This is a genomic window from Vibrio sp. MEBiC08052 (assembly GCF_001506075.1).
Classification (GTDB): Bacteria; Pseudomonadota; Gammaproteobacteria; order Enterobacterales; family Vibrionaceae; genus Vibrio.
The window spans coordinates 3,042,260-3,057,787 of the sequence record NZ_KQ947475.1; the positions used below are offsets into that span (position 1 = coordinate 3,042,260).

Sequence of the window (15,528 nt, forward strand, 5' to 3'; positions counted from 1 at the left end):
CAATATTTGATTATTCCCAATCAAGGATCACTTTCCCGGAAGCCCCGCTACGCATGACGTCAAAGCCTTGCTGGAAGTCATCAATCTTGTAATGATGCGTGATAATCGGGGTCAGATCGAGGCCGGATTGAATCAGGCTCGCCATCTTGTACCAGGTTTCGAACATTTCCCGGCCGTAAATACCCTTGATCACCAAGCCTTTAAAAATCACCTGATTCCAATCGATAGCCATATCCGATGGTGGGATGCCCAATAGTGCAATTCGTCCACCGTGGTTCATTGTTTTCAACATAGTCTGAAATGCCGCCGGAACACCGGACATTTCTAAACCGACATCAAATCCTTCTGTCATGCCCAGTTCTGCCATGACATCACTCAGACGTTCTTCGGCAACGTTGACGGCACGTGTCACACCCATTTTCTCAGCCAATTGCAAACGATATGGATTCACATCAGTAATCACCACATGACGCGCACCGACATGCTTCGCAACCGCCGCGGCCATAATACCAATCGGCCCGGCACCGGTAATCAGCACATCTTCGCCGACCATATCAAACGAAAGCGCAGTATGGACAGCGTTACCGAATGGATCAAAAATCGCAGCCAAATCATCGGAGATACCGTCCGGTATCTTAAATGCGTTGTAAGCCGGAATGACCAGATACTCGGCAAATGCACCAGTCCGGTTAACACCGACGCCAATGGTATTGCGACATAGATGTGTTCTGCCACCACGACAGTTACGGCAATGGCCACAGGTAATGTGCCCTTCACCGGAAACCCGATCACCAATAGAGAAACCACGGACTTCCTGCCCGATGCCTACAACTTCACCAACATATTCATGGCCGACCACCATCGGAACCGGTATCGTTTTTTGCGACCATTCATCCCAGTTATAAATATGGACATCCGTGCCACAAATTGCAGTCTTCTTAATCTTGATCAGCAGATCATTATGTCCCATCACTGGCATCTCGACCGAGGTCATCCAGATACCCTGCTCTGGTTCTAGCTTTGATAATGCTTTAATTTTCATATGACTATCTCTGTCACAATTACCGACTGTCACAACTGTCTCTACGACCATCATGATTACACTTGTGCGAACAGAAGAACATCACCATGTACTGTTCACATCTCTTGATCATTCAACAATTAATCTGCGATGATACCCATCTCTCGGCCAACCTGAATAAATACATCAATAGCCCTGTCCAACTGCGCTTTTGAATGCGCCGCAGACATTTGAGTGCGGATCCGCGCCTGCCCCTTCGGCACGACAGGGTAAGAGAATCCAACCACATAGATACCCTGTGCTAAAGCTCGCTCAGCAAACTCAGCCGCTACTTTGGCATCTCCCAACATGATGGGAATAATGGCATGATCTGCACCAGCCAGCGTAAAGCCGGCGTCACTCATGCGCTGACGGAAATGGACTGCGTTCTCCCACAAATGTGTTCTCAGCTCGCTGCTTTCAGCCAGTAAATCCAGCACCCGGATCGATGCAGCAACAATGGCAGGGGCAACGGAGTTAGAGAACAGATAAGGGCGAGAACGCTGACGCAGCCAATCAATGACTTCTTTTTTACCGGCAGTGTAACCACCGGAGGCCCCGCCCATCGCTTTACCTAATGTGCCGGTAATCAGATCCACCCGATCAATCACCTGATGATATTCATGAGTTCCGCGGCCATTTTCACCCATGAAACCAACCGCATGAGAGTCATCCACCATCACCAAAGCATCATATTTATCTGCCAGATCACAGATAGCCGGAAGATTAGCCACCACCCCATCCATAGAAAAAACGCCATCCGTGACAATCATTTTATGTCGTGCACCCGCTTGATCAGCGGCAATCAACTGCTGCTCCAGCTCCGCCATATTGTTATTGCTATAACGAAAACGCATGGCCTTACACAGCCGGACACCATCTATAATCGATGCATGATTGAGCGCGTCGGAAATGATTGCATCTTCTTTATCCAACAATGTTTCAAACAATCCGGCATTGGCATCGAAACATGAGGTATACAGAATGGTATCTTCCTTTCCCAGAAAGGCAGAAAGCTTCTGCTCCAGCGTTTTATGGATATCTTGCGTGCCGCAAATAAACCGAACCGAAGCCATCCCGAACCCATGGCTATCCATCCCGTCCTTTGCAGCTTTAATCAGCTCCGGATGGTCAGCCAGCCCCAGATAGTTATTGGCACAAAAATTCAGGACTTCATCACCGGTATTGATATGAACAGCGGCTTGCTGTGCAGAGGTTATGATACGCTCCGACTTATACAGACCTTCTTCTTTGATGGACTCAATCTGATATTGAATGTGTGCGTAGAATGCAGAAGACATAATGATTCCCTTGATATTTTTAGTTCACTATCGTTGATGATGCTGCAATATTTACAGTGTAAAGACACGTTATTGATCAGTGTAATCGATGTGGTGAAAAGCGATTATCCCTTATGTGGGAAAATCATTGTTGAATTTAATTCACAAATAGAGCGTATTCTTATTCGTTCGACTCGCCCATGTTTTTTATGCCATTCAACAACTCTATTTTTGCAATCAATATCACAGAATGAGATGAACGGCACAGTTTCACCGAGATCTCATTGATCTTAATTTCCTTCAGAATCTATCATTGGAACCGGTTTCAAAATTACAATTTTATCAAATTCTGGAGGCGTTAAATGAATCCGAAATTTCCGGAGAATTTTCTATGGGGAGGCGCTGTTGCCGCTCACCAACTTGAAGGTGGCTGGGACAAAGATGGTAAAGGGATGAGCATTATCGATGTGGTGACCGCTGGTGCCTATGGCAAGCAACGCAAGATCACCGACGGTATTCAGCCTGATGAGTTTTACCCGAACCATGAAGCAATCGATTTTCACAGCCGTTATAAAGAAGACATCAAACTCTTTGCCGAGATGGGATTCAAATGTTTCAGAACCAGTATCGCCTGGACGCGTATTTTCCCGACCGGCGAAGAAACGACACCGTGTGAAGCCGGATTGCAGTTCTACGATGATATGTTCGATGAACTACTGAAATACAATATTGAACCGGTCATCACCCTCAGCCATTTCGAAATGCCCTATCATCTTGCCCGGAAGTATGATGGCTGGATGAGCCGGGAACTCATTGATCTGTTTGTCAAATATGCGATGACAGTGATTGAGCGTTATCAGCACAAAGTGAAATATTGGATGACATTCAATGAAATCAATAACCAGAAGAATGTTGCTCTTGATATCTTTGGCTGGACCTGTTCAGGCGTCAAGTTCACGCAGAAAGAAAAACCTGAAGAAGCAATGTATCAAGCGGCTCACCACCAATTTGTTGCCAGTGCCAAAGTGGTTGCTCAGGCCCATGCTCTGAATCCGGCACTGAAAATCGGTTGTATGGTGGCGATGGTGCCATTCTATCCATATTCCTCCCATCCGGACGATGTGATGCTGGCGCAAGTCGCCATGCGGGATCGCTTTATTTTCGCGGATGTGATGGCCAAAGGCCACTATCCGACTTACGCACGGAAAGAGTGGGAAGAGAAAGGTTATACCATTGAAATGGCTGAAGGCGATGAGGCGATTCTGAAAGCCGGGGCGGTCGACTATATCGGTTTTAGCTACTACATGTCCAATACGGTCAACTCCCAGGCAACAGAAAGTAATCAGGAAGAGTTGGTTGATGGAAGTCGTAAACACGCGGTCCGTAATCCGTTCTTAAAAGCCAGTGACTGGGGATGGCAAATTGATCCTGTCGGGCTACGGTATAGTCTGACAGCACTCTATGAGCGTTACGAAAAACCGCTGTTTATTGTTGAAAATGGTCTGGGTGCCGTCGATAAAGTCGAAGCAAACGGTGAAATCCACGATGATTATCGGATCGACTATCTGCGCGCCCATATTCAGGAAATGGCGAAAGCCATCCATATTGATGGTGTCGAACTGATGGGTTATACCCCTTGGGGATGTATTGATCTGGTCTCCTTCACCACCGGAGAAATGAAAAAACGCTACGGCTTCATTTATGTTGATAAGCATGACGACAATACCGGTACGCTGCAACGTTCACCGAAAAAGTCATTTTATTGGTATAAAAATGTGATTACATCTCACGGTTCAGAACTTTAATCGAACAGAAGAAATTTTATGTCAATATTCTGATCAACGATCATCGCGTCTTTGATATTCAAGGACGCGATACATTTTCAACCTGAGTTCTCCTCTTATCATCGATATCCGTTCATCCCTTCAAATGACCGGGGCTGTCCGCATAATGATCAGAAACCACTGCTCAGCTCAGTTGTGCCCGTTCGTTTGTCCGCTCCATCCCAGTTGAGAGATTGGTTGAACGTCACCCTCCTATCGGCAACGACAAGACCAGTACAAAAAATATATGAGATTCCTTCAATAAAACATCATTGCATTGAATCATTAGACCACTCTATTGAACGTTATTGATTAGCATGTGCAGACGTGCCGATTCAGCGTCTCGTTATCATCATTAATATAAAACGAGCCTTTTTCTGAGCTCTTGAGATATGTTGATTTTTGATTGGCAATCAAAATAAAGCACTGACATTTCCTGAATGATAAAAACAAGTTGCCTCAACAAGGAATATCACCATGAATCAATCTACACACCACGGAAGTGAGGTTACTTTCGGACCTTACGAACTCTTAGTTTCAGCCACCGATTTGGATAGTTACATTACTTATGTCAACGATGAGTTTTGTAAAGTGTCTGGCTTTAGTGCGGCAGAGTTGATTGGTAAACCGCATAATATGGTGCGTCACCCCGACATGCCTAAAGCCGCGTTTAAAGATATGTGGACCCAGTTGCAACAAGGACGGAGCTGGCACGGGATGGTCAAGAATCGTTGTAAAGACGGCCGCTTTTATTGGGTCGATGCATTTGTGACGCCACTGTATGAAGGCGATAAAATTATCGGTTATCAGTCTGTCAGACGCTGCCCCCGACGTGAACATATTCAAGCGGCTGAGACTCTCTACACCCAGATCAAACACGGAAAACGCTCTTTTTCACTCCGAGAGAACCACACCGTTAAGCGATTGTTCTCCATAATCTCCGCTTTGGGACTAATCATAAGTGCATTTGCTGTCTCAGGCATGTTTGCAGCGATGATGCTATTACTTTTCATCCTGACATTTCTCTATCTGTATTATGATGAGCTGGTCAAACTCCCCAAATATCTTAAACAGCGACAGTCAGTGATGGACAGTCCGTCACGCATGATTTTCGGTGGGTCGGGACTCATTGGTAAACTCAGTTATGACATCCAATTTCAAGATGCCAAAATAAAAACAATTCTCGGCAGAAGTGCTGATAACGGTGCTTATTTGATCGCCTTATCACAACAAATGAAAAATATCAGCCGGCACTCTCTCAATAGTATTGAAGCCGAGACAAATGAACTGACTCATCTGGCAACAGCAGCCACTCAGGTCACGAATACCATCCATGACGTGAACACAAATCTCAATTCGACCCATGATTATGTTCAGCAAGTGAAAAACGAATGTAGTCAGGCTGTGCAAACGCTTCACGCCAACGGGCTTTCTTTAGACAACCTGCATCAAGGCATTGGAGAAGCCGCAGAAACACTGCGTAAGCTCACCGAAGATACCAATAATATTTCAAAAGTGATGGAAGAAATTCAGGGGGTTGCAGATCAAACCAACCTATTGGCACTTAACGCAGCGATTGAAGCGGCAAGAGCCGGCGAACAAGGCAGAGGATTTGCCGTCGTCGCCGGTGAAGTTCGTAATCTTGCCGGCAGAACGCAAAATGCGACGTTGAGTATTCAGCAATCCGTCGCTGATTTACAAACATCGATGCATAGCTGGCAGAAAACGATGTTAATAAATCAGGAAACGGCGGATCATTGCCATCAAGAATCACAAACCGTGCAGCAAATGATGAATGCCGTACAAGAACAGATATCCATACTCGAAGAAAAATCAGCTCAGATTGCGGTTGCGATGGAAGAGCAAGGTACTGTGATTGCCGATATGACGTTGAATATGAATGATGCACAACAGCACGCAGTCGAGAACTATAAACTAGTTACACAAGTCAGTGAATATGCAACACAAACCGATGAACAAGCGATTGCTATCGCCCAACTGAGCAGTACCTTTCGCTAAATGAGTCAACCTGTTGCTAAAAAAGCGGTCTGCTAAGAGATTAGACCTTATTTCAGCAGTAAAAGTATTTCAGCGGTAAACAACGGGCTTACGGGACAAGTCTCAAAAAAAAGAGGGAAGCGCAAGCGCCTCCCTCTTTTCATTCAGCATGACAGATTTATACTTCGGTTGGACGTCGGCTGTGACCGCGTTCACCACGATGAGCACCGCGATGATCTCCACCACGGTTGCGATCAAAACGGCGTTCACCTTCACGGCGACCATTTTCACGGAAACCACGTCCTTCGCCACGGCTGTCACGGTTCGGACGACCACCCTCACGACGGGCACGAGACTCACGGAAGTCATCAAAGTCACACACCACGGCACCGACATCTTTCTGACGAATCCGTAGTTTACGCAACTTACGAGTCACATCAGAAGACATACTTTTCGGCAATTGAACAAAGGTGTGTCCTTGTGCCAGTTTAATTGCACCAATTGAGTTTTTACCTAAGCCGAGTTCGTTTGCCAATGCACCGACGATATCTTTAACCTGCACACCTTGTTCACGACCAACTTGTAATTGGTAAGTATCCCAATCCTGAGTTCCCTGACCATAGCTCCGACGACCATCACTACCACCATTACCACCGTCACGACGATCACGACGACGTGATTTTTCACGCTCAATCTCAGCAACCATCGGGTCTTCACCGACGTAGAATAATGGACGTTTACCTTGTTGACGCTTCAGTAACATCGCCGCCAGTGTCGTGGTATCGATGTCCAAAGAATCTCTGAGGCTTTCAATCAGCGCGGAAAATTTTTCCAATGCTTTATGTTCTTTTTCAGTTTCAAGTTCTTGGCTAAGTTGAACCAAGCGTGCCTGAGCAACTTTATCACGATGCGGTAACTGAATTTCTTCCATAGAAGAACGCGTTACTCGTTCAATCGTACGCAACATGCGGATTTGATTAGTACGAACCAACAGGATCGCTTTTCCTTTCCGCCCGGCACGACCAGTACGACCGATACGGTGAATGTAAGATTCTACGTCAAATGGAATATCGTAGTTGAATACATGCGTAATGCGAGGCACATCCAGTCCACGCGCAACAACATCAGTTGCAACCAAAATATCAGTCACACCATTTTTGATATGCTCAACCGTTCTTTCACGTAAAGACTGGGGTATATCGCCATGCAGCGCTGTTGCTTTGAAGCCGCGAGAAGAAAGCCAGTCTGCCAAACGCTCGGTATCTTGACGAGTGCGTACGAAAACAATCGATGCATCCGTTTCTTCCGTCTCAAGCAGGCGAACCATTGCTTCATCTTTTTCGACACCTTTCACAACCCAGAATTGCTGTTCTACTTTTGCAACGGTCTGGTTTGCACCTGCTACATCAACCCGAGCCGGATTGCGCAGGAAACGGTCCACGATGTCTTTAACCATTGGTGGCATTGTTGCTGAGAACAAGACGCGCTGAGCACTTTCAGGGGACTGTTCCATAATCCAAGTCACATCATCAACAAAACCCATTTTCAGCATTTCATCAGCTTCGTCGAGAATAAAGGTGTGACACTCATCCAAATGGAGACGATCACGGGTAATCAGATCTTTTACCCGGCCCGGTGTGCCGACAATGATATGAGCACCGGCTCTCAGGGCGCGCATCTGATCAACAATCGATGCACCACCATAAATTTCTAACACTTTCAGGCCGGCAATATTTTGACCTAAAGTTTTGATTTCTGCTGCAACCTGAATAGCCAGTTCACGCGTCGGTGCCATCACAATGGCCTGAGGCTTATGCTGATTCATAATCAGTTTATTGAGCAGAGGTAGAGAGAATGCTGCAGTTTTTCCGGTACCGGTTTGTGCTTTACCTAAAGCATCACGACCTTCCAACAAAAATGGAATTGCAGCAGCCTGAATGGGTGTAGGAGAAACGAAGCCCATATTGTCCAGAGCGGAGAGGATTTCGTTTTTGAGCGCTAATTCGTTGAATTGAATCACATTATCTTGCATGGGGTTCCCACTAATTTAGATGAATAACAAGGCCCCATGCGCTTTACCATTTCTAATCCAGTCAAGGATAGATTCCTTTCCGTGCGGTATTAACTAAAGTCCGCTTTAAAGCGACGAGGGACATAACAAAGGAGGCGGATTATTCCTTAAATGCATAAAAAAATCTAGAAAAAATTGAAATTCATCACATATTTTTCTCAATGCGAACAAAAACCTCCTTTTAATTCCGCTACATAACATATTGTTATTGTTTTTTACACCCCTGACCTCAGGTTCAATGTTGCATAATATCTGTCGTGTCACGTTACCAAATGATGCCTGAATGCTTGCAAGACACAATAATGTCTACTGATACGCATTCTCTCCAAAACCGATGACAGCGCGCTACAATCAGCAGGTATGCTCATAATGGAGTCGTATACTTTCCCCCAATTACCGAGTACCATGTGGGGGTATTATAATATTTACGGATATTTCGCAGATATTCGATGCCATCTACTGGAGAATACTTCGCGAAATTGGGGAGAGTGCCCTCTCCTGAGCCAAAAGATGAAAGGTTAAAATAATATCTGATGTTTCAAGACAACCCATTACTTGCCCAGTTAAAACAACAGATTCAGGAGAATCTGCCGAAAAAAGAAGGGACCATTAAAGCAACTGATAAAGGTTTCGGCTTTTTAGAAATCGACAGTAACAACAGTGTCTTTATCCCACCTCCCTACATGAAAAAATCAATGCATGGCGATAAAGTGATTGCAATTATCCGCACTGAAAACGAACGTGAAGTTGCCGAACCACAAGAATTACTCGAACCCGCCCTTTCTCGCTTTATCGGTCGTGTCAAACTGCACAAAGGCAAGCTCAATGTTGCACCGGACCATCCGCAACTGAAAAAACAACCGCTGAAAGCCAAAGTCAGAAAAGGACTGGATCCAAATACGATTGCGGAAAATGATTGGGTGGTTGCACAACTCACGCGTCACCCACTCAAAGGTGACAACGGGTTCTTCGTTGAAATTACCCATAAAATTACCGATGCTGACGACAAGATCGCACCTTGGTGGGTCACACTGGCTCAAAACGATTTGCCGAATCAGGAACCGGAAGGGATCGATAACTGGGAACAGAAAGATGACCCGGCATTGACCCGCATTGATTTAACCGATGTTCCATTTGTCACGATTGATGGCGCATCGACCCAAGACATGGACGACGCATTGTATGCTAAGCGCACTGAGTCCGGTGATTTTGAGTTAACCATTGCTATTGCAGATCCAACCGCTTACATCACGCCTGATGATCGGATGGACAAAGTAGCCCGTGAACGTGGCTTTACGATTTACCTGCCGGGACGCAATATTCCAATGCTCCCGCGAGAGCTCGCTGACAACTTATGTTCACTGCGGGAAGGTGAAATACGCCCTGCCCTGTGTTGTACAGTCACTGTGGCTCAGGACGGTACCCTGCAAGATGATATCCGTTTTTTCTCAGCTCAGATTCAGTCTCATGCACGTCTGGTTTACGATCATGTCTCAGACTGGCTGGAATTCGGTGAGTCGAACAATTGGACACCTTCAGATGAAATTGCCCAGGTCGTCCGAGATCTATATGCCTTTTCTCAAGCTCGTATCTCATGGCGGGAAACACACGCAGTGGTGTTCCCCGACAGACCGGACTATCGCTTTGAACTCAGTGAAGATAACGATGTGATTGCCATTCATGCCGATACGCGCCGCAGTGCCAATCGTCTGGTTGAAGAAGCAATGGTAACGGCGAACGTCTGTGCCGGTAAAGTACTCCAACAGCAGTTCGGGACGGGTGTATTTAATGTCCACGACGGTTTTAAAACGGAACGGATTGCTGATGTTATTGCGCTGATTACCGAACATGGCATGAGTGATCACAACGATGAAACAGTTAAAACGCTGGCAGGTTTTTCCGCATTACGTCGTTGGCTCGCCACTCAAGACACTAGTTATTTGGATAACCGTATTCGTAAATTCCAAAGCTATAGTGAAATCAGCAATCAGCCGGCACCACATTTTGCCATGGGGCTGGATGTCTATGCGACGTGGACATCCCCGATCCGTAAATATGGCGATATGATCAATCACCGCTTACTGAAGTCTTATATTATGGGTAAACCACCAGTGCAATTACCGGATGAACTGGTTGGTGAAGAGCTGGCGATTCACCGGAAACATCATAAGATTGCTGAAAGAAGTGTCGGTGACTGGCTTTATGCCCGCACCTTGGCTGAAGAACCGCAGAAGCAAACCCGCTATCATGCGGAAATCTTTGATATAAACCGTGCCGGGATGCGAATCAGGTTACTTGAAAATGGTGCCACGGCATTTGTTCCTGCCCCGCTGATCATGGATAACAAAGAACGTATCGAATGCCATGCAGAGCAAGGTTATATCTACATCGATAAAGCATTGGTGTATAAACTGGGAGATACGCTTGAAGTCACACTCAATGAAGTGAATCAAGAAAACCGGAACATCATTGCCAAACCGACTGCGGTTTTTGCTGAGCCACCTCAAAACGACGTGTCAGAATCAGCTTGATCCTGAGTTGCGTGCTTACGGCTGCGATTGAAGTAGTCGTAAGCAGCGTCAAGTGACACATGGCTCAACATCTGTTTTGCATAAAAAAGGTATTCATCTGAATACCTTTTTTATTTGCGTCAATCGAAATATGGTAGCGATTTTTCATCTTGGCAGCCGATTCATCTGGCTCTGTTTCAAAAACCGCCGATGTACAAACAAATTAAGACCAAAATAAGGATTTTGGGTCTTTCTCAACTTCACGGATTAATGCGGTTAAATCTTCACTTCGGCCCAAGAAAGGGTATGGCATCCAAGCGTTTTCATCATCCGGCACATAGAGTGCCCACACTCGTGCTTGCTGATCCCACTGAATCTTTGCCACTGGCGTAGAATAATCATAGTGACTGGAATCAAGCTTATAATGGTGTTTGAGAAATTTAACACCATCCACAATCGGCTCAAAGCATGATTTACCAATACCAACCGGCAATCCCTGATTGCGATTTTGGCATAATAGTTCAGCTCGGTGTTCGACCTGACGTTGTAATAGGTTAACGACCGTCATCTATATCTCAATAAGCCTCTGAATCAACTAAGATAAGCAACCATGACATACTTTTTATTCCGGTTGCATTGATCTCACGATGTACTGAGTATAAACCATTCCCCCCTTCAGGACGATACACAAAGCTGAATTCTGCCCCCTGCCACGTCAAGAAACCGTTTCAGCCCGTATCACTTGTCAAAATACCTGACCAACCTTTTTCACTGCCGCTGCTTTCTCGATGCCCAAGCTGGATCAACGCACTCAAGGGCGTGTTAAACCTCGTATTTGCCTCCGATTCAGCAACAGACAGTCACAAAAGTGTCATCAAAATCTCATAGTATCGTGGCTTTATTAGATAACGTGGAGTGGATTATGTTGCGGGTTGTTATCGGCCTATTTCTCAGTGTATGGGTCATGTCATCGCAGGTTGTTGCCAAAGAAATCAATGTGTCAGGGTCAACCTCAGTCGCGCGAATTATGGATGTTCTTGCTGAAGACTACAATAAAGCGCATCCGGAAAACTTTGTTGCTGTGCAGGGAGTAGGCTCAACCGCAGGAATTACCTTATTGAAAAAAGGTGTTGCCGATATTGCAATGAGCTCCCGCTATCTGACCGAAGGTGAGCTGGAAGAAAACCTAGAAATACAGCTTATTGCATATGATGGGTTGGCAGTTGTCGTGAATCTCGCCAATCCGATCAAGAATCTGACCCGAGACCAACTCTACAAAATTTATAAAGGTCAGATTACTAACTGGAAAGCGTTGGGTGGAAGTGATCAAAGAATTGCGGTTGTAACACGAGAAGCATCATCGGGATCCAGATTTAGTTTTGAAAGTCTGTTGGGATTAACCCGGGTCGTCAACAATCGTCTGGTTTCCGATATCAATCCAAGTAACCTGGTTGTCAATAGTAACAGTATGGTCAAAACATTAGTCAATCATAATCCGCGGGCCATTGGCTTCATTTCGACCGGCTCTGTTGATCAGTCAATTAAGGCCGTTCCATTTGAAGGTGTGATCGCTTCGACGAAAACAATTTCTGATGGTTCATATCAGCTTTCGAGACCATTTTTAGTCGTTGATTATTCAGATAAAGCTAGTCAGGAAACCCGAGATTTTATCAAATATCTCCAATCGGATCGGGCTCGGGAACTAATTCACAGCTATGGATATATTCCATCGATTAAATAGGTCTTTTGGCATCTCATCAAAAAGGACTGGCTCCGCCAGTCCTTTTCTTATTCCAAAGCACAGCATCATCATTAAACGATAGGTTGCTCCTGCGGAGGTAAATCCTGCTGACGCAGTTTTTCGTTTTTCAGAGTACGATGAAGTAACTGACTGTATAGCGGTTCTCCGCCGAACAACTGAGCAAAGATAACCGCACCCAATACGGTAATGATGAGCGGTAGAATCAAATAATAGTTATTGGTCATCTCAATCACCAATAAAATACCGGTAATCGGGGCCCGAACCGTTGCAGCAAACAATGCGCCCATCCCCGCAATCGCAAACATCCCCGGTTCGAATGCCAGTTCAGGCAGGAAACTATGTGAAATCAGACCAAATGCATAACCAAACAACGTCCCTAAAGCCAGCATGGGTGCAAAAATACCACCGGGTGCACCAGAACCAAAACAGAGCATTGTAGTTAAGATACGTCCCAAAAATAATAGCATCAACAAACTCGCAGTGTATCCGCCATTGGTAATCACAGGAATAAGCGCGATACCGCCACCGGTTAGATCAGGAAGATACAGCAACAGGATGCCAAAACACCCACCAAGAAACGACCCAATTAATAAATAACGCTTGCGATCATTGCGGTGGATTTTGACAAAGATATCCTGAAAAAACGTCACCAGACGATTGAAGAACACCCCGAAGATCCCAAATAGAATACCCAGTAGTAAAAAAAGCCATAATGACCGGATTTCTGGCGCCTGATACTGAGGCATGGAAATCACCGCTGCCTGACCGTTAATCATCCGAAATACAATGTTGGCGAAAACAGAGGAAATGATCACTGCTTTAATCGAAATCAGCGTGTAACGAAACTGGGGGCGCATTTCTTCAACCACAAACATGATCCCGGCCAGTGGTGCGTTAAATGCCGCCGATAACCCACCGGCAGCACCGGCAGCCAACAACGAATGTCGGGCATCATCATTTTTAACCCGGAACAGACTTGAGATCATGCGTCCGATCGCTCCTCCCATTTGAACCGTCGGGCCTTCACGTCCTAACACCATTCCGGAACCCAGCGCACCGAGCCCACCAAAGAATTTGACCGGTAGCACCCGCCACCAACGGACTTGTCGCATTCCATCCATTGCCCCTTCAATTTCAGGAATCCCGGAACCTGCGGCTTCCGGCGCAAAACGGTGAACCAGAAAGTAACCGATGAAAGCCAGACTCGCACTGATCAGAAAGGCCGCAAGCCAAAGCGGTAATAGATTACCGATTTCACTGATTAGCCAGCTAGTCCGTGTTTCTGAAACGAAGTGAATGCCCAACTCAAAATAGGTCCCGACCAAGCCGGATAAGAGCCCGACAAGAATAGAAAGCAGCAAAACAGAGACCGGAGTCTTATCTTTTGAGAGAAACTGATTAATGGCGTCTTTAGGAACTTTAGCTAACAGGGAAGGTTTGAATCTCTCTTTAGATCTCATTGAGTTAAGGCCTCACAAATGAAAGTATCAGTATCAACGAGCGTGAATTATACGCATCCTTATCATCTTCTATAGTTGCAATAATGCAATGTTGTATTTCATATTTATACTCAGATCACTTTCCAAATGCGATTTTATGAGCAAATTGAAAGAATTCCGATATCTGATGATAACCACAGTTGCAGGTGAAAAACAAATCTGTGAACCACATAAAAAAACGGTACAACAAATGATCATCACACTTGAAATACCAACATATCGAGCCATAATCAAAGTGTAAGGCAATTGAAATAATCTTAACCGGAGGAACGATTCAGTCTTACGTACAATTTGGAGCAAGGAATAAAAATCCTAAGACCATTCCCGCCATTAGCTGGTTCACACAACCAGATCGCAAGCTCACGATATGAGTCGCGGGAAATAAAGGCGCGCTTTTATAAGTGCGCCTTTTACATTTTATCCACTCGTAGAATCTTTGTATACTAACACACTGCATCCTGAACGTTCTTCAATTTGGAGTTGAAGTTATGACTCAACGAATTCCTGCCAATATCATCACCGGATTTCTGGGAACTGGCAAAACCACGGCTATTCTGAATCTACTTAAACATAAACCTGCCGATCAAAACTGGGCGGTTTTAGTCAATGAATTTGGTGAAATTGGCATTGATGGCACCCTCTTATCTCAACAAAGTGCCTTGGTGAAAGAAGTCCCCGGCGGTTGTATGTGTTGTACTGCCGGTGTGCCGATGTCTGTTGGGATTACGGCACTGCTTCGGCAAAAGCCGGATCGGCTGCTGATTGAGCCCACAGGGCTGGGACACCCCCGGGAAATTGTCTCAACGCTCACCTCAGCCCAATATCAGCCCTATCTGGATTTAAAAACCACAATTGCGCTGGTCGATCCGCGTAATCTCAGCAATCGCAAATATACGACTCACCAAAACTTCAACGACCAGTTAGCCAGTGCTGATGTCATCATCGGCAATAAAGTCGATCAGTGTCATAGCAGTGATATCGACACATTCAATGACTGGCTCACCAACCAACAACCGGCCAAAATTTTTCACAAACTGACCCGATTCGGCGATATACCATTGGAAGTTTTGGATCTCCCGCGTCGGGAAGAACCACAACAGGTATCGCTTCAATCCTCTCATGAGCATCAGCATGGCCACGCTGAGCCAATCTTTCAGTTAGCACCGGGTGAGCAGTACCTGAGAAAAGAAAATCAGGGTGAGGGCTACTACAGCTGTGGCTGGGTGTTCGGGGCTGAGTTCCATTTTCCTTTTGATGCATTGTTTTCACTATTCAGTGAGCTAACAGCGGAACGGATCAAAGCTGTTATCAATACAGACCGTGGCTGCTATGCATTCAATGTTAACCATCGCGTTGTCTCTGTACATGAGATATCACTGGATGGATTTGAGTCAAAAATAGAGGTGATCGATTCCCAGTTGATGCCTTGGGATGAGCTGGAACAGATTCTACTTGAACTGGGACAACTGACTGAAAAATGATGTGTAACATGAGGGAATAATCGCTATTTTTCGCCCATCAACAC

Annotated in this window: 10 protein-coding genes; 5 read left to right on the forward strand and 5 right to left on the reverse strand. The window is 45.6% G+C overall.

What is annotated here, in order from left to right; all coding sequences use genetic code 11:
* Positions 1-10: 10 nt before the first annotated feature.
* Both tdh and VRK_RS13280 read right to left on the reverse strand, forming a co-directional pair.
* Entirely contained in the window at positions 11-1,042 is a 1,032-nt protein-coding gene (gene tdh, locus VRK_RS13275; protein WP_059121811.1) for an L-threonine 3-dehydrogenase, read from the reverse strand.
* Between the two features lie 119 nt (positions 1,043-1,161).
* On the reverse strand, positions 1,162-2,361 hold the full coding sequence (locus VRK_RS13280; RefSeq protein WP_059121812.1) for a glycine C-acetyltransferase: 1,200 nt from the start codon (positions 2,359-2,361) through the stop codon (positions 1,162-1,164).
* 341 nt (positions 2,362-2,702) lie between these two features.
* Here VRK_RS13280 and VRK_RS13285 point away from each other — a divergent pair, with 341 nt between their 5' ends.
* A complete protein-coding gene (locus tag VRK_RS13285) occupies positions 2,703-4,145 on the forward strand; it encodes a 6-phospho-beta-glucosidase (protein ID WP_059121813.1) in 1,443 nt (480 codons plus the stop codon).
* Positions 4,146-4,640: 495 nt separating this feature from the next.
* Positions 4,641-6,182 carry a methyl-accepting chemotaxis protein gene (locus VRK_RS13290; RefSeq protein ID WP_059121814.1) on the forward strand — a complete coding sequence of 514 codons (1,542 nt, stop codon included), beginning with the start codon at positions 4,641-4,643 and terminating at the stop codon, positions 6,180-6,182.
* Between the two features lie 157 nt (positions 6,183-6,339).
* Here VRK_RS13290 and VRK_RS13295 read toward each other — a convergent pair whose 3' ends face one another.
* On the reverse strand, positions 6,340-8,193 hold the full coding sequence (locus VRK_RS13295; RefSeq protein ID WP_059121815.1) for a DEAD/DEAH box helicase: 1,854 nt from the start codon (positions 8,191-8,193) through the stop codon (positions 6,340-6,342).
* Between the two features lie 572 nt (positions 8,194-8,765).
* Here VRK_RS13295 and rnb point away from each other — a divergent pair.
* The gene (gene rnb / locus VRK_RS13300) at positions 8,766-10,763 is read left to right on the forward strand and encodes an exoribonuclease II (protein ID WP_059121816.1); all 1,998 of its coding nucleotides are present in this window, start codon (positions 8,766-8,768) and stop codon (positions 10,761-10,763) included.
* Between the two features lie 202 nt (positions 10,764-10,965).
* Here the strand turns inward: rnb and VRK_RS13305 are convergent, their stop codons facing one another.
* Positions 10,966-11,310, reverse strand: a complete 345-nt coding sequence (locus tag VRK_RS13305; RefSeq protein ID WP_059121817.1) for a DUF3024 domain-containing protein — start codon at positions 11,308-11,310, stop codon at positions 10,966-10,968.
* Between the two features lie 354 nt (positions 11,311-11,664).
* Here VRK_RS13305 and VRK_RS13310 point away from each other — a divergent pair, with 354 nt between their 5' ends.
* Positions 11,665-12,483, forward strand: coding sequence for a phosphate ABC transporter substrate-binding protein (locus VRK_RS13310; RefSeq protein WP_059121818.1), 819 nt, complete (start codon positions 11,665-11,667; stop codon positions 12,481-12,483).
* Positions 12,484-12,554: 71 nt separating this feature from the next.
* On the opposite strand, the gene clcA is transcribed toward VRK_RS13310, so the two are convergent.
* A complete protein-coding gene (gene clcA, locus VRK_RS13315) occupies positions 12,555-13,964 on the reverse strand; it encodes a H(+)/Cl(-) exchange transporter ClcA (RefSeq protein WP_059121819.1) in 1,410 nt (469 codons plus the stop codon).
* 527 nt (positions 13,965-14,491) lie between these two features.
* Between clcA and VRK_RS13320 the strand changes: the two genes are divergently transcribed.
* Positions 14,492-15,484 carry a CobW family GTP-binding protein gene (locus tag VRK_RS13320; RefSeq protein WP_059121820.1) on the forward strand — a complete coding sequence of 331 codons (993 nt, stop codon included), beginning with the start codon at positions 14,492-14,494 and terminating at the stop codon, positions 15,482-15,484.
* The last annotated feature ends 44 nt before the right edge of the window (positions 15,485-15,528 follow it).